22 protein-coding genes and 1 other RNA gene are annotated in these 22999 nt (G+C 26.9%); 15 read left to right on the forward strand and 8 right to left on the reverse strand.

Annotated features, from left to right (window positions below; translation table 4 throughout):
* Positions 1 to 135: 135 nt before the first annotated feature.
* On the forward strand, positions 136 to 903 hold the full coding sequence (nadE, locus tag ACWXVK_RS01130) for an NAD(+) synthase (RefSeq protein WP_456012663.1): 768 nt from the start codon (positions 136 to 138) through the stop codon (positions 901 to 903).
* Positions 904 to 1051: 148 nt separating this feature from the next.
* On the opposite strand, the gene ACWXVK_RS01135 is transcribed toward nadE, so the two are convergent.
* From ACWXVK_RS01135 to ACWXVK_RS01145, 3 genes are all read right to left on the reverse strand, one after another.
* Positions 1052 to 2161, reverse strand: a complete 1110-nt coding sequence (locus ACWXVK_RS01135; RefSeq protein WP_456016977.1) for an MHO_1580 family protein — start codon at positions 2159 to 2161, stop codon at positions 1052 to 1054.
* 183 nt (positions 2162 to 2344) lie between these two features.
* Positions 2345 to 2725: a hypothetical protein gene (locus tag ACWXVK_RS01140; protein ID WP_438340802.1), complete on the reverse strand. Its 381-nt coding sequence runs from the start codon at positions 2723 to 2725 to the stop codon at positions 2345 to 2347.
* 140 nt (positions 2726 to 2865) lie between these two features.
* Positions 2866 to 3414 (reverse strand): inorganic diphosphatase, encoded by a 549-nt coding sequence (locus ACWXVK_RS01145; protein WP_438340803.1) that lies wholly within the window; start codon positions 3412 to 3414, stop codon positions 2866 to 2868.
* 111 nt (positions 3415 to 3525) lie between these two features.
* On the opposite strand from ACWXVK_RS01145, the gene ruvA reads away from it, so the two are divergent.
* The 13 genes from ruvA (at position 3526) to hpt (ending at position 17049) form a co-directional block, all read left to right on the forward strand.
* Positions 3526 to 4137: a Holliday junction branch migration protein RuvA gene (gene ruvA / locus ACWXVK_RS01150; RefSeq protein WP_438340804.1), complete on the forward strand. Its 612-nt coding sequence runs from the start codon at positions 3526 to 3528 to the stop codon at positions 4135 to 4137.
* Entirely contained in the window at positions 4121 to 5068 is a 948-nt protein-coding gene (gene ruvB, locus ACWXVK_RS01155; protein WP_438340805.1) for a Holliday junction branch migration DNA helicase RuvB, read from the forward strand. The genes ruvA and ruvB overlap by 17 nt, the downstream gene beginning before the upstream one ends.
* An 87-nt stretch (positions 5069 to 5155) precedes the next feature.
* The gene (secDF, locus tag ACWXVK_RS01160; RefSeq protein WP_456016979.1) at positions 5156 to 7798 is read left to right on the forward strand and encodes a protein translocase subunit SecDF; all 2643 of its coding nucleotides are present in this window, start codon (positions 5156 to 5158) and stop codon (positions 7796 to 7798) included.
* Positions 7799 to 7813: 15 nt separating this feature from the next.
* Entirely contained in the window at positions 7814 to 9073 is a 1260-nt protein-coding gene (gene hisS, locus ACWXVK_RS01165) for a histidine--tRNA ligase (protein ID WP_456002093.1), read from the forward strand.
* A gap of 1 nt (position 9074) precedes the next feature.
* Complete coding sequence (aspS, locus tag ACWXVK_RS01170; protein ID WP_456016981.1) at positions 9075 to 10748, forward strand: aspartate--tRNA ligase; 1674 nt, start codon at positions 9075 to 9077, stop codon at positions 10746 to 10748.
* A gap of 14 nt (positions 10749 to 10762) precedes the next feature.
* Entirely contained in the window at positions 10763 to 11005 is a 243-nt protein-coding gene (secG, locus tag ACWXVK_RS01175) for a preprotein translocase subunit SecG (RefSeq protein WP_438340809.1), read from the forward strand.
* A 12-nt stretch (positions 11006 to 11017) separates the two neighbouring features.
* Entirely contained in the window at positions 11018 to 13162 is a 2145-nt protein-coding gene (gene rnr / locus ACWXVK_RS01180; RefSeq protein WP_456016983.1) for a ribonuclease R, read from the forward strand.
* 31 nt (positions 13163 to 13193) lie between these two features.
* Positions 13194 to 13625, forward strand: a complete 432-nt coding sequence (gene smpB, locus ACWXVK_RS01185) for an SsrA-binding protein SmpB (protein WP_455966273.1) — start codon at positions 13194 to 13196, stop codon at positions 13623 to 13625.
* 1 nt (position 13626) lies between these two features.
* Positions 13627 to 14019: a transfer-messenger RNA gene (gene ssrA / locus ACWXVK_RS01190) on the forward strand.
* Positions 14020 to 14643: 624 nt separating this feature from the next.
* Complete coding sequence (locus ACWXVK_RS01195) at positions 14644 to 14820, forward strand: DUF2188 domain-containing protein (RefSeq protein ID WP_438340812.1); 177 nt, start codon at positions 14644 to 14646, stop codon at positions 14818 to 14820.
* Positions 14821 to 14822: 2 nt separating this feature from the next.
* Positions 14823 to 15695 carry a tetrahydrofolate dehydrogenase/cyclohydrolase catalytic domain-containing protein gene (locus ACWXVK_RS01200; RefSeq protein WP_456016986.1) on the forward strand — a complete coding sequence of 291 codons (873 nt, stop codon included), beginning with the start codon at positions 14823 to 14825 and terminating at the stop codon, positions 15693 to 15695.
* Positions 15696 to 15853: 158 nt separating this feature from the next.
* Positions 15854 to 16525 (forward strand): deoxynucleoside kinase, encoded by a 672-nt coding sequence (locus ACWXVK_RS01205; RefSeq protein ID WP_438340814.1) that lies wholly within the window; start codon positions 15854 to 15856, stop codon positions 16523 to 16525.
* Positions 16495 to 17049 (forward strand): hypoxanthine phosphoribosyltransferase, encoded by a 555-nt coding sequence (hpt, locus tag ACWXVK_RS01210; protein ID WP_438340815.1) that lies wholly within the window; start codon positions 16495 to 16497, stop codon positions 17047 to 17049. The genes ACWXVK_RS01205 and hpt overlap by 31 nt, the downstream gene beginning before the upstream one ends.
* Before the next feature lie 416 nt (positions 17050 to 17465).
* On the opposite strand, the gene tig is transcribed toward hpt, so the two are convergent.
* Positions 17466 to 18899 carry a trigger factor gene (gene tig / locus ACWXVK_RS01215; RefSeq protein WP_438340816.1) on the reverse strand — a complete coding sequence of 478 codons (1434 nt, stop codon included), beginning with the start codon at positions 18897 to 18899 and terminating at the stop codon, positions 17466 to 17468.
* Positions 18900 to 18947: 48 nt separating this feature from the next.
* The gene (locus ACWXVK_RS01220; protein WP_456016988.1) at positions 18948 to 19649 is read right to left on the reverse strand and encodes a hypothetical protein; all 702 of its coding nucleotides are present in this window, start codon (positions 19647 to 19649) and stop codon (positions 18948 to 18950) included.
* A 150-nt stretch (positions 19650 to 19799) separates the two neighbouring features.
* Between ACWXVK_RS01220 and eno the strand changes: the two genes are divergently transcribed.
* The gene (eno, locus tag ACWXVK_RS01225; protein WP_438340818.1) at positions 19800 to 21176 is read left to right on the forward strand and encodes a phosphopyruvate hydratase; all 1377 of its coding nucleotides are present in this window, start codon (positions 19800 to 19802) and stop codon (positions 21174 to 21176) included.
* A 109-nt stretch (positions 21177 to 21285) separates the two neighbouring features.
* Here eno and rplA read toward each other — a convergent pair whose 3' ends face one another.
* The 3 genes from rplA to ACWXVK_RS01240 form a co-directional block, all read right to left on the reverse strand.
* On the reverse strand, positions 21286 to 21978 hold the full coding sequence (gene rplA, locus ACWXVK_RS01230) for a 50S ribosomal protein L1 (RefSeq protein WP_438340819.1): 693 nt from the start codon (positions 21976 to 21978) through the stop codon (positions 21286 to 21288).
* The gene (rplK, locus tag ACWXVK_RS01235) at positions 21978 to 22421 is read right to left on the reverse strand and encodes a 50S ribosomal protein L11 (RefSeq protein ID WP_438340820.1); all 444 of its coding nucleotides are present in this window, start codon (positions 22419 to 22421) and stop codon (positions 21978 to 21980) included. The genes rplA and rplK overlap by 1 nt, the downstream gene beginning before the upstream one ends.
* Before the next feature lie 296 nt (positions 22422 to 22717).
* Positions 22718 to 22969: a hypothetical protein gene (locus ACWXVK_RS01240; protein WP_456016990.1), complete on the reverse strand. Its 252-nt coding sequence runs from the start codon at positions 22967 to 22969 to the stop codon at positions 22718 to 22720.
* Positions 22970 to 22999 lie beyond the last annotated feature (30 nt).

A 22999-nucleotide genomic window follows, 5' to 3' on the forward strand; every position in this document is an offset into this window, starting at 1 on the left:
TAACTCCTTAAAATATTGTTTATTAATTATATTTGCTTTATATTGTTATAATAAAAATATCTAAATTATAAATTAATAAATTAATATTAATTTAAAAACATTTATAAAATATAAATTAATAATAGAATAATTACTATGAAAAAAAATGAATTAAATAATTATAAAGATAAAAAAAACTTCAACAATAAATACTTGATAATGATTAAAAAAATTCAAAATTGGATAAGAAATAAGGTGAAAAAAGCTAATGCTAGTGGGGTTGTCCTTGGGATTTCTGGCGGCATTGATAGTTCAACCTTGGCAATTATTAGTTATCAAGTTTTTAAAAAAGATGCTCATTTTTATTATTTAAAAACAAGGGCAGATGATATTAATGAAATGCACATCAAGAAGTTAAATTTAGTTGTTGAAAATAAGATTGAAACAATTGATTTAACAAAGGAATTTAACGATTTTTCTGATAAGTTTAATTTAAAGGAGGATTGAATAAAAGCCAATACTAAATCACGATATTTTATGAATGTTTTATATACCAAAGCACAACAAAATAACTCATTGGTATTGGGTACAGACAATTTTGATGAATATTATTTAGGATATTTTACCAAATGAGGTGATGGTGGTTGCGATTTATTACCATTTGCAAATATATTTAAATCTGATATTTATGAGATGGCTAAACTATTAAATGCACCAACAGAAATTTTGGATAAGAGGCCTTCTGCTAATTTGCTTAATGATCAATATGATGAAGATGAACTTGGTTTTTCATATGATGATTTCGAAAAATATATTATGGATAATACTTTAATAAGTAGTGATATTTCAACTAAAATTGAGTATTTTCATAAAAAAACAAGCCATAAAAGAAAGTTAATTCCAAGAGGCCCAAAGTTTAAATAAAATTTATTTTTTTATAACTACATTGAAATTATTAATTTTTAATTAATGAATGTTATATATAAATTTTTTTTTAAATTTAGTTAATATATAGGCATAATGTTAAATTAAAATTTAGGCCTTTATTAATTCGAACCTAAATTTTAAAAATTTATGAAGTTTTTATGTGTTTTTTTCAATTTGAATAATATAAATTTTGATATTCATCAGTTGTCTTTACAACTTGACAAAAAAGCTTGATTAATCCCTCGTTAGAATCAAAAAGTTTTTTGTCAAAATGGTCATAATATTTAATTTTGCTAATATTATTTATGATGTTTTGATTTAGTTGAAATTCTAATTTAACATTACCTTTAAATGTGGGCGAAATATGATAGCCTATAAGTCCGTCTGTTTTGGAACTAATAAATTCTTTCTTTTTACTATTTCAACTATTTTTATTATTTATATAGTAATCTATTGTGTACTTGAACTTGTTTATTTCGGTTTTTCTTGGTATTAATTCAGCAGTAATGAATCTATTGCCTTCTTCAATAGAGATACTATTTAAAAATTCTAACTGATATTGCCTTTTAGGAATGTAATATTGATCTGGACTCTTTAATTCAATCGTTTGTTGCATTGCTTTTTCTAAAAAATTATTTTGTTTTAGGTTAAAAAACTTCATATTGTAAATTAGGTTATTAGCATAAGCAACATTATTTTCGAAAATGTTTGTATATTCCCCAGTCTCGCCATCGAAGGTAATTTTTATAGATTCAATTAGCTCAAACTTCAAATCTTTTTCTTTAACATTAATATTATTAAAATCAACAACATTATTTTCTATTTTGAAATTAATAACAAAAGAAAGCTTGTTATAAAAATTAGCTCTTCACCTGTTATAAAAACTAACCTTTAGTTCCTTTAAATCTTCGAATTTTATTTCGCTTTTGTCTGCATATTTTGAAATGCGAAATTTTATCCGTTCATTTTCTAATTTCTCTAAATCTTGCACTTCAAGATCCTTATTATTTAATTGCAAAATTTTAATTCTTGAATTCTCATATGCTGATTTAGGAATCGTGAATTCAATAATTCATGTATTCTCTTTCAGGTTTCTTAAAATTAATATTTCACATTTTTGATCTCTTGTAAGTCTGATGTCTAAATTTCATCTATCTTCGACATTGTATGTTCCGACAGTTGCACTAATTTTCTCTTTATATTCAACAACTTCTTTTTGGTGTTCAATGTTTGGATAATTATAAATTGGTAGCATTAAATCCTCTCTATGCCTCTCTTATGGGCATAATAAGTACACCATTATTTTTTACTTTATGCTAATAAATGAAACTTTTGAAACCTTTTATTACATAAAAAAATATTTTGTTCTCATTTTTTGCCAAAATAAATAAAAGCCATATTTGCTATCTTTGCAAATAAGCTTTATTTGACTATTTTATTAATCGAATAAACATCAATATAATAAACTTTCGATAAATTTTAATCTTCGATAGAATGTGGATTTTGATATATTGAAGGTTTTTCAAGTTATGTTGCTTAGATCGTCTTTGAATAAAATTGTTAGTAATATTGAACGGTCCAATTGACTTAGACTTTTAATTAGTTTTATAACTAATTGTTTTGATCCGCTCGTAATTTCTAATCTTTGCAATCTAAGTTCTTCAAAATTTGCAATTTTTTTGGATAATTCCAGTTCAAGTCTAGTAATGTCTAATTCTAATCTAAAACTGCCATTTTCATTTTTTAAACCCACAAAATCCTTTAATAGTTTTAATAATATTGGTCTTATAATAAGGATATTTTTAAATCTTTGTCTCATTTTTTACCTTTCACCATTATTTTAATATTTTTTTTAGGAATTATAGGAATCTATGAAACTGAAAAAACATTTTATATTTATAAATATAAAAAAATTTTAAAGTTTCAAAAAAAATGTAGCATTTTTAGCAATGCTACATTTTATAGATATTTATCTGGGTGTAATTCTTTCATTTTTTTAATGAATTCCTCTTTAGTAAGAGAGCCGTATTTTTGCATTAATTCGACACATTCATTATATTCATTTTGTGCTCATTTTGCATCTTCAAATCCAGTTATGCTGGTAATATTTGGGCCTTTGAAGAATTTATAGTTTTTAAAGAATATTTCTACTGAATGTAGTCACATTTTATCCAAGTCATCTAATGATTTAATGTGATCAAGACGATAATCATCAGCATGAACGGCGATTAATTTAGTATCAGTTTCACCTGAATCAATCATTTTCATTGCTCCAATAATTCTAGCTTCAACTGAGACACCTGGCATAAAAATTTCAGGTGAATAAACCAAGACATCTAGTTCATCACCATCTCAATCAAGTGCTTCTGAAAGGTAACCATAGTTTGCTGGATATCTAAAACCCTCACGCAAAATTCTATCAACTTTTATTTTTTTGGTTTTTCGATCATACTCATATTTAATATTTGAATTTTTAGGAATTTCTATATTTACTATTACATTTTTCATAAATAAAATTTTATCAATTTTTATTTTTTCTAAAAAATTTCCCTATTTTTTCTTAAAGTCGATGATTTTTAAAATTTCGCACTTATATTTGAATTCAGGAGGAAGAAAAAAATGACAATTTATTTATACGGAAAAATTGTACACACAAATACAAATTATTTTATTTTAGACCACAATGGTAGAGGTGAACTTATTTATGCGCCACAAATGAGTAGATTTAAAGCAGGGGAGGTGAGAAAAATATTTATATCTGAAATAAACAATGAATATTCTAGGGTGACATATGGATTTGACAATTTTAAAGAAATGGTAGTTTTTGAGGATTTAATTTCATTGCAAGGATTAGGCCCTAAAACTGCTATTTCAATATTAAATTCAGGTTGAGAAAATATTATTAATTATATTGCAAACTCTAATAAAGAAGAGTTAATAAAGGTACCTTATGTATCGCCAAAGATTGCTAATGCAATTTTATTGACCTTAAAGGATAAATATATTAAATTTATTTCAAAGATGAGTGATGAAGAAATGCAAAAATTCAATAAAGTTTCAAAAAACAACACAGTTTTAAAAGAATTTGAAGAAACAATGAAAATGTTAGGATTCAAAAATAATCAGATCAGACTTGCTCTTGATAATATGGAATTAACGAGCAATATTGAAGAATCTGTTGAAAATGCAATTAAAATAATTAGTCAAAAACAAAATGAAGCAAGAATTTAGAATAAAAAGTTTTGATAATTTTATTGGGCAAAATAAGATTACATCTACTTTAAAAGTGATGATAAACTCAGCACTAAAACAAAAAAGACCTATTGACCATTTATTATTTTACGGGCCACCAGGATTAGGGAAAACTACCTTAGCTCAAATAATTGCTAATGAGACTAAAAGTAACATCATTTATGTGCAAGGGCCCCTGATTCAAAAGAAAAGTGATATATTAACTTTGTTTTCTTCGTTGCGTGAAAATGATATTCTGTTTATTGATGAAATTCATGGTATAAATAAGAATATTGAGGAATTATTATACTCTGCCATTGAAGATTATGTTATTGATTTGCCTGTTGGTGTTGAAGGTGATATGAAAATAATGAGATTAAATTTAAATAAGTTCTCATTAATAGGGGCTACTACAAAATTTAATTTAGTATCAAATCCACTAAAAGATAGATTTGGATATATCGGAAAATTATTGCCTTATAGTAACGAAGAAATTAAAGAGATAATCAGTAATTCAGCCAATAGAAATAACATTATAATCGCACCAGATGCAATTGAGGAAATAGCAAGAAACTGTCGATCTACTCCAAGGATTGCTAACAACTTATTAAAAAGAGTTTATGACTTTGCATTATTTCGAAACTTAAATCAAATAGAAGCAAGTTTGGTAAAGGAATCATTTGAGTATCTAGATATATATCCCGGGGGATTAAATATTTTTCAGGTTGAATATTTGAGTATTTTAAAAAATGTATTTAAAAATAAAAGTGCTTCTTTAGATACTATAAGTTCAATTTTAAAAGATGATAAGGTAACAATAATTAATGATTTAGAGCCTATTCTTTTAGTAAAAAAGTTCGTTGAAAAAACTGTTAGGGGTCGAAGAATAACCAGCGACGGAATTGAATATCTAAAATCAATTAATAAATAACTAATAAGTTTTTATGTTTTTTATATTTAAAACTTTATAACTATTAAAATATATTCAAAATATAACAATTATTATATAATTGTACCTATGAATAAAAAAAATAAAATTAGCCCTGCAATAAAATGAGTTTTTAGTATTTTTATATTTATTGGGATGTTGTTAGCATTTATTTTTGGTTCTATTTTTTATTTAACACCAACATTGAATAAATTTAATCGTACTAATAATGAAATTATCGGAACTAAAACAGTTTTAAAAATTCAAAAAAATAGCAACCAAACAAGTTCTAAAAACGAATTACAACCAAATAAAATTGCAGATATTGTAAAGCAGTACCTTCAAGAAAAAGGTGATAAATTAACTTCTAACTATGATGTTAATTTATTGTCTAATAATCTTATTGAAGTAAAAGATTTGTCAGCAACTGATGATAAATCCCAAAAACAGCTTTTAGACTCATTAATTAAAAAACCTAATTTAACAATTACTGATCATAATGGTAATCCATTATTTTATAAAGGTAGATATCAAGGTAATGAAAGCTCATTTCACGGGTTGAAAGAGCTCATTGATGAAGGGTCTCAAAATTTTAACATGGATTTAGATCCGAATCCCGCAAGTGATAAAATACCTGAGGGTTATGCAGATAGAATTCAAATTAAATTGAATAGTTATGCATGAGATCAATTTACACACCTTGCATATGATTATTTTATAAGAGGTTTTCAACAACAAGGACAAGGTCAAGATGACCCCAGCTCAAAGGTATACTTTTGGTTAAATTTGGATGAATTCATTCAAAATGCCATTCAAAATGATAGAGAAAATTGAGATAGAGCAAAAAATAATCCTGTTAATTATGCATATGCCAATAATAAAGCAGGTGATGATGTTACACGCGATAAGGACGGAAAAGTATTAAAGACGTTAAAACCAAGCTTAAAATATTCAATTAATGCCCAAAGATATTTAATTTCTGCAATATCTCCTATTTCATTGATTTCATCAAAAAAACGTGATTCAATATTTTACTTAATTAATAACATTTCTAATGGTTATTCAAATAAACAATTAACTTCTTTAATTAATTTCTCATATACACCATTTAAATTGGAAAAACAAACTTCTTATTTTATTACTAAATCATATAGACAATTTGATTCATATATCATTGCTATAGTTGTTATGTGAGCCGTTATGTCACTATTTTTATTAATAAAGTACAGACTACTTGGTGTAACTGCTAGTGTTACGTTGGCATTCTTGATATTTGTATTTTTATCAATCATAACTGCTTTTGGTGTAGTTATAAATTCAATAATTGGACTAACAGCAATTATGTTACTATTTATTGCATTTAGTTTATTAATTAGAAAATTGCACATCTTTGCAAAGGAAATTAAGGAAGGTTCGAATACTAACAAAGCTATAAATAAGGCGACAAAAAGGTCATTGATATCTGGACTTGATGTAGTAGCTGTTATAGGCATTGGGGCCATTTTGGCTTTCTATTTAAATATTAATCATTCTTCAACTATTGGTGCGTTAATGGGTATTGGCGCTTTGTTAATTTCTTTTATTGTTATTGGTTTAAATACCATATTGTTTAGACTTATAATTCAAACCGAATCGTTTGATAATAAGAAGTATTTGCTTTTAAGTGCAAATAAAAAAATACATAAATTTACTTTAAAGATTAATAATTTCTTTAAAGTAAGACCACTTATTATTCCTATTATCGCTATTCTTATGGTGTCAATATTAATATTTGGTTCCTTTTCTGGAATACAAAAGTCAGCATTATTAGGTTTTAATGTCGATTCTAATTTAAAATTTAAGTTTATTTATAGTGTTGGTTTAAATTTCAAAAATGGCGTTGATATTAGTGGACAAACTACTATATTAAATGAATTGCAAAATTTTATTATTTCTCATAATGAAGGTGTTTTAATCGAGAAAGTAAAAGCAAGTGAAAACGGATTAAATTCGCTATTAATTTATTCTAATATGGATATGAGCAATTTAATAAACAACGAATTGCTAAAGTTATTTAATTCAAAGAATTATGCAGATGTTACTTTAGTAACTAGCTCTAATGCTTTAGGAAATAACAGCATCGGGTATTCAACTGCCTGAATCTCTCTATTAATGCTATTAACCAATATTTGCATATTCATATATATCACAGTTAGATATTCAATGCAATCAGCAGTTATTTTTATAGTAAAACAAATTCTTTTGATTGGTTTAGTGTTGGGGATATTCATTATCTTTAGAACTAAAATTGATAATTTTGTGTTTGACGGTTTATTATTTGTTTCATTTATCAATATTGTTGATTCGGTAATCAATTCATCAATCATAAAAGATGAAATTTTAAAAGATACTAATACCAAGAACTTTATTTATAATCCAACCCAGGTTCATAATATTATCAAAATATTAATAAGTGATACCTTTACTATTCAAACATTTAATGTTATTTTGGGATTTGTATTATTATCATCAGCTCCATTCTTGCTTGTGAGTGTATCGTTTAATGCAATATTTTCACTTCAATTAGCATTGTTATTTACTTGATATTTAAACATGTTTATTATTCCAAGACTATTAGAACATTTAATTAATTTAAGATATAAAAATAAACACAAAAGAATTGAAAATGATTTTTGAAAAACAGAAAAAATCCAAGAGCAAACCTTTATTGGTATTAATGATTTTTCGATGTAATTTAGTGAGGAATATATGTTCAAAAGATTAAAAGGCACACAGGATATTTATAATAAAGAGGCTAAAATACTAAATTTTATTCGTAAGACTTTTGAGGGAATAAGCAAAAAATATAATTTCCAATTTATTGAAACACCAATTATTGAAGACTATAATCTTTTTATAAGAGCAGCTGGTGAAACTAGTGACATTGTAACAAAAGAAATGTATGTTTTTCGCGATAACGGCAATAGAACTATTAGCTTAAGGCCTGAAGGCACAGCATCAGTTATTAGAGCATATATCGAAAATAAGATAAATAATTTTACAAAGGCAAAATTATTTTACTTTGGTCCTATGTTTAGATATGAGCGACCACAGAAGGGTAGATATAGACAATTTATTCAAGGTGGAATTGAATTAATCGAAAAAAAATCAGTTCTCTCTAATTTTGAGGCAATTAAATTTGCTAATGATTTCTTAAATGATTTAAAAATAAATGATTCTATTTTAGAAATTAATAATCTTGGTAGCATTGAAAGCAGAAATAAATATATTGCATACTTAAAGGATTACTTTTTAAAATATAGAGATCAACTAAGTGAAATTTCAAAAATTAGATTAGAAAAAAATCCCCTTAGAATTCTTGATGATAAAGAGGAAAATAAAAAAGAATTTGTAATGAATGCTCCTAAATTACTTGATTTCTTAAGTTATAATGAAAAGCAGGAATTTAATGAGTTATTAATTTTGCTAGATAAATTTAATATTAGATATAAGGTTAATCCATATTTAGTGCGAGGATTGGACTATTATACAGATATTGTCTTTGAATTTGTTTCAGATTCGAAGGCTCTTGGTTCGAAATCAACAATTCTTGCTGGTGGCAGATATGATGGAATGGTTGAATCTTTCGGCGGCCCTATGATCGGATCGATCGGGTTCGCTTTCGGCGTTGATAGAATATCTAACATAATTGCTTATAATATTGACAAATACGAAGAGATAAAAGAAGATTTAGATATTCTTATAGGTTATATAAATGATCACGAAAAAGATGAAATATTAAAAATCGCTTATGATTTAAGAAAAGAGTACAACATTGAATTTATTAATGAAAAATGCTCAATTAAACAACTTTTTAAATTAAATTATCAATTAAAACCTAGAATGCTCATATTTAAGGAATTAAATTCGAAACATCAAGAAATAAAAATAAAAATTAAAGATATTGAAATTATTCATAAATACCATGACATCAAACAATTTCAAGAGATAATAAAGGATGTAATATAAAATGAAGAAAATATATTGTGCAGATTTAGATATAAATAATATAGGTAATAGTGTGGAACTGTTTGGTTGAGTGGCAACTAAGAGAAAATTTAAGAATCAAATGTTTGTTGATTTGAGAGATTCTAGCGGTATCATTCAATTGGTGTTTGTTAATATTTCTGACCCACTTTTAACCAAGGAAAGTTGCATTAAGGTTAATGGTATCGTTAAGAAGCGCCTTGATGCTAATGCAAACTTAAAAACAGGTGAAATTGAAGTTTTAGTTAATGAATATCAAATTCTTAATTCATCTAAACAAATCCCTTTTGATATTGAAGATGATAAGAATAATTCTGCAAATGAGGATTTACGTCTAGAATATAGATTTTTGGATATTCGAAATAAAAAAGTATTGAACAATCTTAAAATTAGACATAAATTATCGCTTTATATTAGAAATTTTTTCGATAAGAAAGGTTTTATTGAGGTTGAAACACCTATTTTAGCTAAATCAACTCCAGAAGGCGCAAGAGATTACCTGGTGCCAACAAGAAAAAAAGGAAGGTTTTTTGCGCTACCTCAATCACCTCAATTATTTAAACAATTATTGATGGCTGGAGGTGTTGAAAAATATTTTCAACTAGCAAGAGTTTTTAGAGACGAGGATTTAAGAAAGGATAGACAACCAGAATTTACTCAATTAGATATTGAAATGTCTTTTGGCTCGGAGGAAGAAATCTTTGCATTATGTGAGGAAATGTGAGTAGAAGTTCTGGGAAAATTAGGCTATAATATTGAAACAAAATTTCCACGAATGGATTTCGAATACTCAATGAAACATTATGGAAACGATAAGCCCGACACAAGATATCCATATTTAATTCAAGATTATTCAGAGGAATTGAGTGATAAATTCGGAATGAAATATGTAAAGGGTATAATATTTGACCGAGATGTTAATGAGCATATTGATATAATTAATGAAATTTTTTATAAGAATGGTGGTGAGTTTTTTGAAACGTTAGATTTAACTTGCCCATCATGTGAAGTTAGCAAACACCTTGCAACAAAAAAAGAGTCAACTCATTTATCAAACCCGATCGCTTTAATATCGGCCGGTAACGATGAAGAAAATGTTTTAAAAGCCTTGGGTGCAATAAGAACGCTATTGAATGAGCTATATAAGTTAGCAGATCCTAATAAATTAAACTTTTTGTGAATAGTTAATTGGCCAATGTTTGAATTTGATAAGGAAACTAATTCTTATGCTCCTGCACATCACCCGTTTACTCAATTTGATGAATCTACTGTTCATTATTTGAAAAATGATGAGTTTAATAAGGTTAGAGCTAAATCATATGATTTAGTTTTAAACGGTTTTGAGCTAGGCTCTGGATCGATTAGAATTCATGATCTCAATATTCAAAAAATGATTTTTGATATTTTAAAAATATCAAAAAAAGAACAACAATCAAGATTTGGCTTCTTCTTAAAATCATTTGAATACGGCCTACCACCGCATTGTGGCATTGCATTTGGTATTGAAAGAGTTTTAATGATTTTAACTAAATCATTATCCATAAGGGATGTTATTGCTTTTCCAAAAAACGCAAAAGGTGTAGATTTACTTACTTCAGCGCCATCAGAATTAGCAAAAGATCAACTTGCTGAGTATGGGATAGAAATTAAGAGTTAGGAGAAAATAATATTATGGTATGAGCATTAGTTGTAATTCTTTTAATAATATCCTTAGGTATTATAGGAATATCGTTTATGATGGCCCCAGATTCTAATAGTTTTAGCGGTGCACTTGTTGGTAGCAATGATCTTGACCTATTTAAAATTTCAAAAGAACGCGGAATTAAAAAAGTTCTTAAATGGTCGATGATTTCCTTAGGCATTTTAATGTTTATATTTGCAATTATTTTGCGCGTTGTTTGACAGCAAGGTTAAAACTTACATATAATGAACAATAAATTTTTTAAAAATGTTAAAAAATTAGACTCAGTTGAGATATTAAAATTCATTCAATCTCATCCACAAGGTTTAAGTTTTTTGGAAATTGTAAAGAAATTAAACATACATCCATCATTAAATACTGATTTATCATTAATACTTAAAAAATTGGAAGAAAACGAAAAAATCGAATACAAGAGGGATGGTTCCTATATTCCTATTTTTTATCTTACAATGGTCGAAGATATTGTTGCAATAACTAATAAAAGATTAGGTTTTATTGATTTTATTGACGCTAATGATGAATCGAAGAAAAAATCTGCAATTTTATTTCCATTTGAAACAAGAAATCTACTTGATGGCGATTTAATAGAGGCCAAAATTTTCTATTATTATAACGATCAAAATGAATTGTTATATAAGGCAAAAATTACAAAACTATTAAAACATAAAAAAAATATTTTGATAGGAAATTTCTTAAGATCGCATAATGGGAAGATTTATTTCGAAGCATCAAATGATCGAGATAAAGGAAAGTTTGAGATTTTTAATTTAATGAATATACCTACAAATATAAATAGAGATGATGTTGTTGAGGTTTTTGTTTTAGAACCAAATGAAAAAAATATTGCTATTAAGTTTAATAGAATTATTACAAATATTAATTCTTTTGAATTTCCATTTGCTAAAATTCTCGCAGAGAATGAAGTTAGCCAGAAATTCAATGATAGTGTTCTTCTAGAAGCTTCCAATATGCCTACATCTGTTAGTGATCAAGAAATTAAACAACGAAAAGATTTACGCAGTTTATTAACTGTTACTATTGATGGTCTAGATACAAAGGATTTTGATGATGCAATATCATGTTTTGTGTTACCCAATGGTAATACAAAACTTTATATTCATATTGCGGACGTTTCTTATTATGTAAAAGAAGGAAGCAAAATTGATAGTGAGGCATTGCTTCGGGGTACATCAATTTATTTGCCAGGTGAGGTTATACCTATGTTACCTTATGAATTATCTAATGGAATTTGTTCATTAAACCCTAATGTCGATAGATGTACTATTACACTTGAGTTAGAAATAGATAAAGAAGGTAATAATGTTAAAAAAGATATTTATGAAAGTGTAATTAATTCTAATTATCGCCTAACTTATAATGAAGTGAATGATTATTTTAATAAAAAGATAAATGTATCGTTAGAATTAAAAAAATTAATGGATGATTCGCAAAGAATATCAAAAATTATTCGACAATATAAGATCAAAGAAGGTTATGTTAATTTTGAAATTAAGGAACCAAAGTTAATTATAGAAAATAATAAAGTAGTAGACATCAAAATAAGAGAGGATGGCGAAAGTGAAAATATGATTGAAGATTTTATGGTTAGAGCAAATGAAACAATAGCAGAAATGATGTTTGAAAACCATATTCCTTCAATATATCGTGTTCATGATAAACCATCTGATGATAAGCTTTTTGAGCTTCAAGAACTTATTAAATTTGCACATTTAAATAATATATTGGTACCTTTTGATGGAAACCCATTAAGTTTTTCAAAAATGGTAAATAAACTAAAAGAAAAAGGATTGGATGATTATATAAAAAATGCTTTTCTTAGAACAATGCAAAAAGCAGTATATTCATCTAAAAATATCGGTCATTTTGGTCTTGCTTCTAAATATTATTCACATTTTACCTCACCAATAAGAAGATATCCTGATCTATTATTGCATCGTTTAATTAAGAAATATTTGTTTGCTCGTAAAAAAATTAGCGATGAACAATTTTCGGAGGAATCTAGTAAAATTGAGCAAATTGCGCTTATGAATTCTGAAAGCGAAAGAACGGCAATGACTGTTGAAAGAGACATTGTTGATATTAGAAAAGCTGAATATTTTGAATCACTAATCAATAAGACATTTGTTTCTACGGCCGTTTCTATTGAAAAATTTGGAGTATTTTTTAATATTAACGAATATCAAACAAGTGTTTTAATAAGATTTGAAGATTTGGATGATAATGTTATAAAAATTTCCAATTATGAAGCTAAAGGCGACCGCCTTTTATTCAAGGTTGGCCATAATTATAAAATAAAAATTATTGGAATTGAAAGAGAAAAGGGAAATATTAATGCGTCTTTGTGTTAATATTTCTTTTTTTGATCTTATAATATTATTTATGCCAAAGTTAATTATAAAAAATAAATTTGCTAAATTTGATTATGAGATTCATAGTACTTATGAGGCAGGAATTTCATTACTTGGTTGAGAGGTAAAAAGTTTGAGGGCACAAAATGCAAAAATAGATAATGCTTTTTGCTCTATTAGCAACAAAAATGAGGTTTGGATTAATAATTTGTATATTTCTCAATATATGCTAGTTAAGGGCGAATTGGATAGATCAAGAAAATTATTGATGCATAAAAAAGAAATTTTGAGAATAAGTAATTTAATTGATAGATTAGGCTTAATAATGGTTCCCCTTTCGATTTATTGAGTGAACAATTATATAAAAGTTGAAATTGCTTTGGCTAAAAGATTAAAAAAATACGATAAACGTGAAAAAATTAAACAAGAAGAGCTAAAAAGAAACCTTAGAAAAATATATTAACGGGGATGTAATGGCTTCGACAAATATTTACGTATTTCAATTGCAGTGGTCTTGTAAACCATAATACTTCTAGGCTTTTTAAATGCAAACTTAGAAAACAAAAAAGAAAAAGACTACTTCATGACAAACGTTATGAATCGTCAATTAAATCCAGTATTTGCTTAATTAAAATCTGGTCAAAATCTTATAATGTGGCCCGCATTTAAGAATTTTGTTGTCTTGGGCTTGATTCAGTACTGTTTCAGTTAAGGGCTGAATGACTCAAACAAACTGACACCCTTTTAATTTTTTTTCTATTTTAATTAAAACTGGTTTAGCATAAAAATAGGATAAACTGTAGATATTGAAATATTACAATGTATGGACCGGGGTTCAATTCCCCGCATCTCCACCAAATGTAAATACACTAACATGATGCTTTGGCATCATGTTTTTTTGTTTATGTTAAGAATCAATTATAAAAATAATTAGATAAAAATTATAGTAAAAATTTTTATTAAACAAATAGCAATATTAATAACTAAATAAGAGGAATCACCGATATACCAACGTCAAGTAAAATGATAGATGCAGAAAGTTAAAGAGTCGCCATTATTAAAAAAACTCCTTAAAATTTATTTTTTCAATTTACAAAAAAACTCAAAAGATATCGAAAGAAATGGCCTTTTAAAATTTTGGGAGATAGCAAATTTTAAAATATTTAAGATATTTAGCAAATAAATAAATTTATGAAATTATTGATTTGTGGTGGCTTTATTTCAAAATAACAATTGTAATCTCGCCGAATTGTTAAGTTAAATTTTACAATTATCATAAAAACCTATTTTATTGCTTTTTTTTGATGTAAAGTTTAGAAAATAATTTAATCCGGTTTTTTGATAAAAAAATATATTAATAACAAAAAAGTTTTTTTATTTTTTTTAAATAAAATAGCTTATTTTTAATTAAAAAATAATGTATGATTTTATAATATATAAAGTATTTTTATTGTAAATCTTAAAATAAAAGGGGAAAAATAATGGCAGTGAGATTAGTCGTAAATCATCCTGATGGATGGGCAGTAAAAAACCCAAAAGGGCAAAGAGCTTTGAGAGTTTTTAAAACGCAAAAAGAAGCTATGGATTATGCAAAATCATTGAAGGATACAACGTCAATTAATGTGCAAAGTAAGACTGGTGCATTTAGAAAAGTATAAAAATGTACAATATTTTAGATGGTAAAAAAACTAAGGAAGAAATACAAACTAAAATAAAAAAGCAATTTGAAAACATGGCAGAAGATAAAATGCCAATTTTAGGTATATTACAGGTTGGTGATCTTGAGGAATCTAATATATATATAAAGCATAAATTAAATATTGCTCATTTCCTTGGGTTTAAAACAAAATTAATAAAATTAAATAGAAACGTATCAGAAGAAGAAATAAAGCATAATATTGATATTCTGAACAAAGAAACAACCGGTTTTTTAGTTCAGCTTCCTTTGCAAACGGATAAAGTCAAAAATCTACAAGAGTTACTTAATTGCATTAATATAACTAAGGACATTGATGGTTTGACACAATGGAATCAAGAAGCAAATTTTCTAACTAATTTTAATTCATTTCTCCCTGCTACAGCTCTTGGTGTTGTTATATTATTAAAAAAATATCAAATTAATTTTAATAATATGAATATTGCCGTTGTCGGTCAAAGCAAGATAGTTGGAAAGCCGCTTGCTGATTATTTTGAGCAAAATGGGTCTCATGTAAAAAGATATGATATTAATACTCCGAAGGACGATTTATTATTGAATGATTTAGTTGTTGTAGCAACTGGCTGCCGTGGCTGCCTGGACGGAATAAAATTAAAGGATAATGTTGTCCTTATTGATGTAGGAATACATCGAATAAATGGTTTAATTGTCGGTGATATTGATATTTCTAAGATAAATAACAAAATATCATATTTAACTCCAGTACCTGGCGGTGTTGGACCCATGACTATCATTGCTTTAATGCTTAATTTGGTTAAGGCATATGATATACAAAACGATTTAAATTTTTTATCAAAAATATTGATAGATTTATAATTAACTTTATATGTTTTTTAATATAATTATTAACTGTTTTTTTATAAAAAAATAGCATATTACACAAATTGCTATTTTTTATTTTTTTACTATTTTTTGATTACAACATTTAGTAAAATAATTTAAATATTTTTAGTTTTCTTATTTAGGGGGTCTTTATGATAATAGGAATAAGTGGAATGATTGCTGCGGGAAAAAGTTCGCTTTCTTCCAAATTGGCTAATCATTATAAAAATTCTTTACTACTGAATGAATTTGAAGAAAATGATGAGGTATTCAATACTTTTTTAAAGTGATTATATGAGAAAAAACAAAATTTAACTATTAGTTTTCAAAGTTTTATTATTGAAAACCATTCAGCAAAATTTATGGAAATTTATAATAAATTGCAAGATAAACCCGATATAGATCGGCATTTGTTTTTGGATAGATTTTCTATTGAACATTATATTTTTGCTAAGTTAATTCTTAGTAAAAAGGAACCTAAATATTTTGATGGCTTCAAAGCCTTATTTTCTAAGTTAATTACAAAAAGCGAATTACCGGACTTAGTAATATTTCTTGATATAAGTTTTGATACTTTTAAGAAAAGAATTTTTGAGCGAGGGAGAGCTATTGAAATAGATAATTGAGATCTTAATTACGATTATTTCAAGAACTTGCATGAAAATTATTATAAAATTTTTAGAGAACTTGCTGATGATTTTCAACTTAATTACAAAATTATCGATACAAACAATTTATCTGAGGATGAGGTATATAAGCAAGTAGTAAAAATTATTGATGAAGAGGAAAAACAATGGCAGTTAAGACAATTGATCCACGAATAGAAAAAGTTCTTTTCAACCAAGAACAATTGGAATCAAAAATAATTGAACTAAGCAATTGAGTTAATGAAACATATAAAAATTCAAATAACTTAATTCTTGTCGGTTTATTAAAAGGATGCTTACCGTTTTATGCTCAATTGATAAAAACAATTAACATAGATTTTATTACGGATTTTATGATAACTAGTTCATATGATGGGAAAGACAAACCATCAGGAAATGTTAAGATAATTCTTGATCTTGTTAATAATATCGAGGGTCGTGATGTGTTAATAGTTGAAGATATTGTCGATACAGCAAAAACTATGACTAAGGTTGTGTCAATTTTGAAATCTAGAAATCCTAAGAGTCTTAAGGTCCTTACTTTATTAAATAAACCTAGTGGTAGAATTGTGGAATTTGAGCCTGATAATTATGGTTTTATTATTCAAAAAGAAGACTTTGTTGTTGGTTTTGGTTTTGATTGAGAAGAAAAAATGAGACAGCTGCCTTATATAGGCACAATTAAAAAAAGCATTATTTAATTGTAATTAAATAAAGGAAAAAAACAAACAAAAATGAGTCTTCTTCAATATATGAGGTTTCAGCATTAAAACATTGATTTTTTACAGTTTTTTTATTCCGTTGAGGAATTATTTTATCACTTGTTTTTACATTAGGAATTGCTATACCATGAGTTTATTGTGCAAGACAAAAATTTATTGCAAACCACACTATTATAGGTGCTAGAAGATTGAAATTTGATGGAACAGGTGGACAAATTATTTGGTTCATTTATTAAATAATGACTATTAGGTATTGTAACATTTGGTTTTTATACTTTCTTTATCTGCCACAAAGAGTTGTTGCTTTATACACAAAGCATACACTTATTGCTGAATAATTAAAAGAAATTATAAAATGCAAGAATTTAATCTTGCATTTTTATTTTTGCGTTTATCTATTTTTCAGCCTTGTCAGCCTTAGTTGTTGATTCTTTATCATTGTCCTTAGGTTTTGATTGTACCATTTTAACAATAGCTTGTTCAACATTCTTTTCATATTGTTTTATATTTTCTTCTAATTTTCTATATTTTTCATAATTTTCAGAATCGCTAAATTTAACTAGTAAAGTAAAAATTTTATGTGGTAGTTCATTTTGTTCCAATGATTTCTTTGAAACAAAGGTTTTTATTTGTTCTGGTTTTAAATTATATGATTTAGCTATTTCATTAACCTTATTTTCATATTCTTCATCAGTGATTTGTAGATTTTCCTCATCTACAATTTTTCCTAAAACAAATGATTTAAAAAGATTTTTAAAGGCTTCATCTTGATATGTTTTTAGAACATCCTCTTTATTGGTTTTTGTGAATTCAAAATAATCTCTTTCGCTAATCCCCTTTTGTTTTAGCTGTTGAATAAAACTTTTATAATATTTTTCAGCTTCTTCATTAATAATTATGTTAGAAATTGTTATTGAAGAGTTCTTGATGATTTCGTTGATTGCTTCATCTGTGTAGGTTTGCGAAGCTACTTGTAAAACTGCTTTTGTTGCTTCAAATTCAACATATTCATTAAATTGCTCGATAGTGTTTACTAATGGATTTATTTTTGCTTCTTTTAAGAATTGATCATTTACCTCTGGGTAATTATTTGTTTTAACTGAATTAATTTTTACTTTAAAGACTACATCTTTTCCAGCCAATTCTTTTGCATGATATGTTTCAGGGAATTTAAGATTTATATCTTTTGATTCACCACGATTTAGATTGACCATTTGTTCTTCGAAGCCAGGAATGAATTGATTTGATCCTATTACTATGTCAAATTTTTCAGCTTCTCCGCCTTCAAATTTTTCCCCATTAATGTAACCAGTAAAATCAAAATTTACACTATCACCCATTTTTATTGGTTCATTAGATTCAATGGAAACAGCGTAATTTTTTAGAATTGTTTCTTTGGTACCTTCAATCATCTTTTTATCAATGTTTGCAATGTTTAACTTAGTATTAAGTTTCTTATATTCACCTAAATTTACATTAGGAAATAGAGGGAATCTAAATACATATGTGGCACCTTGGTCAGAATAATCACTAACATCAAAACTAGGGTGATAATCATTGATAATTTTATCTTCGTCTTTAATTTGAGTAATTATATGATTTTTATAAACATCATCAAATTTATCATGAATTACTTTATTAAAAATTTTAAATGGATCAACTCTTTTTAGAGCTTCTTTTAAAGGGGCTTTACCTTTTCGAAATCCAGGAATTGTAACATCATTAGCTAATGATTTTTGGGCTTTTTCATAGGCCTTGGTTCACTCCTCGCCATTAATGGTATAATCGATAATTAATTCGGTATTTTCCTCATTGAATTTTCTTGACATTTTTTTGTTCTCCTTGAATAAAAAATATTGTTATTATTATAACATTATTTACTTAAATAATGAATATAATGATTTTTCATTATCTGATAGTGAATTTTCATCCCTTTCGCCAAATAAAACCTTAGTAACGTTGATTATTTCTTCATATTCGCTAATAGTTTTATTTTTTAAAATATTAATTCAATTTTTGAATAAATATGCACTGAATACTTGTCTGGCGATTTTGCTTTTTGCTACATCATTGCTGTAAATTGTTAATATTTCTTTTTCCAGTTTAGCAATTGCCTCATTTTTTAAAAATGAACCATCTATTTTAGGATTAATTATTATATTATTAACTTTGTAATTGTAATCAACATTCTTTGTTTGCAATAAATCATATATTAGCGTTTGAAATCCTCCGTTGTCAAAACCATCTCCATTAAAAAAGAATTGAAATTCAGATAGATATTCATTTATATCTCGGTTTTTTAATTCATTATAGTTAAGCATAAAAATATAATCCATTTTTTTGTTTTTTAATGAATTAATTAGTGATAAAGTATCTAAATTGGTTTTTGTTTTTAAATTGTTTTTTTTAATCTGAAATAATATAGTATTTCTGAAAGCGTCAATTTCATTTTGCATTGCATCAATAACAAATTTATTTCTCGAGTTATCTAAGAGATAAATTGCTTTGAGCGGGTCGTCATATCTTATTTCTGTTATTTTATCAATGAAATCATTAAATTCTTTTTCTATTAAATCCATAATATAAAATTTTACACTATTAACATTATTAAAATAAATAATGTTGCTTCTAAATTAATAAATAATTCTATAATTTATATATAAAAAAATTAACGTTATTAGATGACGAAAATTAATTTTATTTTTAAAGAATTTTTAAGGAGAATAGGAATGTCTAAAATTAAGAAAATATATGCATATGAAGTTTTAGATAGTAGAGGGAATCCAACAGTTAAGGTTGAGATAACCACTAAAAAAGCTTTCGCTGAAGCTCTAGTGCCATCGGGCGCATCAACTGGATCAAAGGAAGCTTTAGAACTACGTGATAAAGGAACAAAATATGAAGATAATTGATTTGGTGGAAAGGGTGTTCAAAGTGCTTGCGATCATATAAATAATGAAATAGCTAGTTTATTAATTGGGCATGATGTAAAAAATCAAGAGTTGATTGATAATATTATGATTGATGCTGATGGTACTCCAACAAAATCAAAATTTGGTGCCAATGCAATTTTAGCTGTATCTCTAGCATGCGCAAAGGCAGCTGCAATCGAAGCTAAAAAGCCATTATATGAATATCTGGCTTCTTTAAAACAAATTAGCGCAAGTTCATTTACCTTGCCGGTGCCGATGTTAAATGTTATTAACGGTGGTGAACACGCTTCAAATACTATTGATTTTCAAGAATTCATGATTATGCCGGTAGGGGCTAAATCATTTAAACACTCTCTGCAAATGGCAAATAAAGTATTTCATACATTAGCTAAATTACTTAAGAAGGCAGGACACGGAACACAAGTAGGTGATGAGGGCGGTTTTGCGCCTAATTTACATACCCATGAGGAAGCGCTTGATTTTCTTGTTAAAGCAATTAAGGATGCTGGTTTTAATCCTGCAACAGAAGGCGTAAATTCGATTGCAATTTGCTTGGATGCTGCATGTTCGGAACTATATGATTCAGAGACGAAGAAGTATGTATTTAAGAAATTTAAGAAGGCATTATTAGATAAAAGAGCTGGTTTTGAAAAATATGCTAAAAATAAATACGAATTTACAACTAAAGAACTTGTGAATTACTTTGGTAAATTGATTAATAAATACCCTATCATTTCAATTGAAGATTCACACCATGAAGATGATTGGGATGGATTTATTGCAATGAATGAAAAGTATGGTGAAAAGGTTCAGTTAGTAGGGGACGACTTAATTGTAACAAATCCTCAATATATAAAGGAAGCTATTACTAAAAAAGCAATTAATGCTTCATTAATTAAGATTAACCAAATTGGTTCATTAACAGAGACAATCAAAGCAATCAAGATGTCTCAAGAAGCTAATTTAGTTCCTGTTATCTCACACCGTTCTGGCGAAACAGAAGATACATTTATCGCTGATTTATCAGTAGCATTTAGCACCGGAGAAATAAAAACTGGTTCAATGTCAAGAACTGATAGAATTGCTAAGTATAACAGATTAATAAAAATCGAAGATGAGCTAGGAAATAGAGCTAAGTTTAAAGGAAGAGAGACATTTTATAATTTAAAATAATATATCAAAATAAAATTAGACCTAATCCCCGATTGTTATGGGTTTGGTCTAATTTTATTATTTTTGTTTTAAAAAACTTAGCCAAAAAAGCTAAGTTTTTTAAAACAAATTAATCGATTTTCACTTTAACAGCAGCACCCATTGAAGTAGAAACTACAATGTTTAAAACATATGTTCCCTTAACAGTTTGTGGTTTTAATCTCTTAACTGTTTGAATTATGGTTTCAGCATTTTGAGCCAACAATTCAGTAGGCATTGATTTTTTACCAACCGAGGCATGGATAATTCCACCCTTATCAGCACGGTAATTTGCTTTACCTTTTTTCAATTCTTCAACAGCTTTAACTGGATTTGTTGTAACTGTTCCTGTCTTTGGGTTTGGCATTAAACCTTTTGGACCAAGCTTTTTACCATATTTTCCTAAAACAAGCATCATTTTTGGATCGGCAACAATCACATCAAATTCATATTTATCTTGATTTAAAATTTCTGGTAGTTCTGAAGATGAATAAACAAAGTCTGCCCCAGCCTCTAATGCTGCTTTTTGCGCTGAAACTTCATCAGTAGCCACTAAAACTTTAATGCTTTTACCAGTACCATTTGGTAGCACTACAGCTCCACGTAGTTGTTGGTCTGATTTTCTTGTGTCTAAATTTAATTTAATAGCAATATCTAATGACTCGTCAAATTTTGCAAATGAAGCTTTTTTAGCTAATTCAATTGCATCTGCTAAAGGGTAAATATCTTTTTTGTTAACTAATGTTTTTAAAACTTTAGCGTTCTTTGTAACTCTCTTAGCCATTAGTTAGCACTTCCTTTTAGTCATTCTTCATAACCTTCAACTGTAATACCCATATTTTTAGCAGTTCCAGCAACCTGATGCATAGCGCCTTCTAGAGTTATTGCATTCATATCTGGCATTTTATATTCCGCTATTTCTTTTAATTGTTCCAAAGTAATTGAACCAACTTTTTCTTTGTTTGGAACTCCACTACCTTTTTTAATTTTTGAAGCTTGAATCAATTTATATGATGTTGGTGAAGTAAATAATTTAAAAATAAATGATTTATCCTTATAAACTGTAATTAATACAGGAACCGGTTCCGAACCTCTATCTCTTGTTTGGTCGTTAAAAGCTTTAGTAAATTCAGGCATGTTAATACCAACACCTGCTAATGCAGGGCCCGGTTTGGCTTGTCCAGCTAAAAATTGTAATTTAGCTTTTTTTACTATTTCCTTTGCCATTTTTAAAAAATCCTTTCGATAATTGTGGTTCAAACGAATTAATAAATTCTTCCACATTTTAGGCAATTTTACATTGCACCTAGAAATTATAGCAAATAACTTATTTTATAAAAATAAACTCATTATATTTATCGTAAAATTTAATCAAAATAAATAATATCGACATAATAGAGGCATAATAAGAATTCTATATTAGTAATTTTTTAGAAATTTTTATGCTTTTCTAACTAAATTTATAAAAAAAAGTATCCACATTCGGATACCTTTATAATAACCTTTACAAAATTACTAAGGCTTTAGTTTTGTAAAAAGTCAGCACTACTTGGCATTAATAATCTAACTAAATGATCCAACAACTGAATTTTTAGATTTGGATCTTTTTTATTATTGCCATCTGGTGAATTATTCATTTTTGAAAGTTCAATTAGCTCATCAATTGTTTTTATTGCTTCGTCAATTGATTTTTCATTATATGAGTTTCCACCAAGACCATATTTAGAAAGTTTATCATTATCTTTCTTGTAATTTTCTTTGTATTCTTTAAGCATTTTCTTAAGGTTTGAAAAACTAGATTCATT

Source organism: Mycoplasma sp. 3398 (assembly GCF_053851555.1).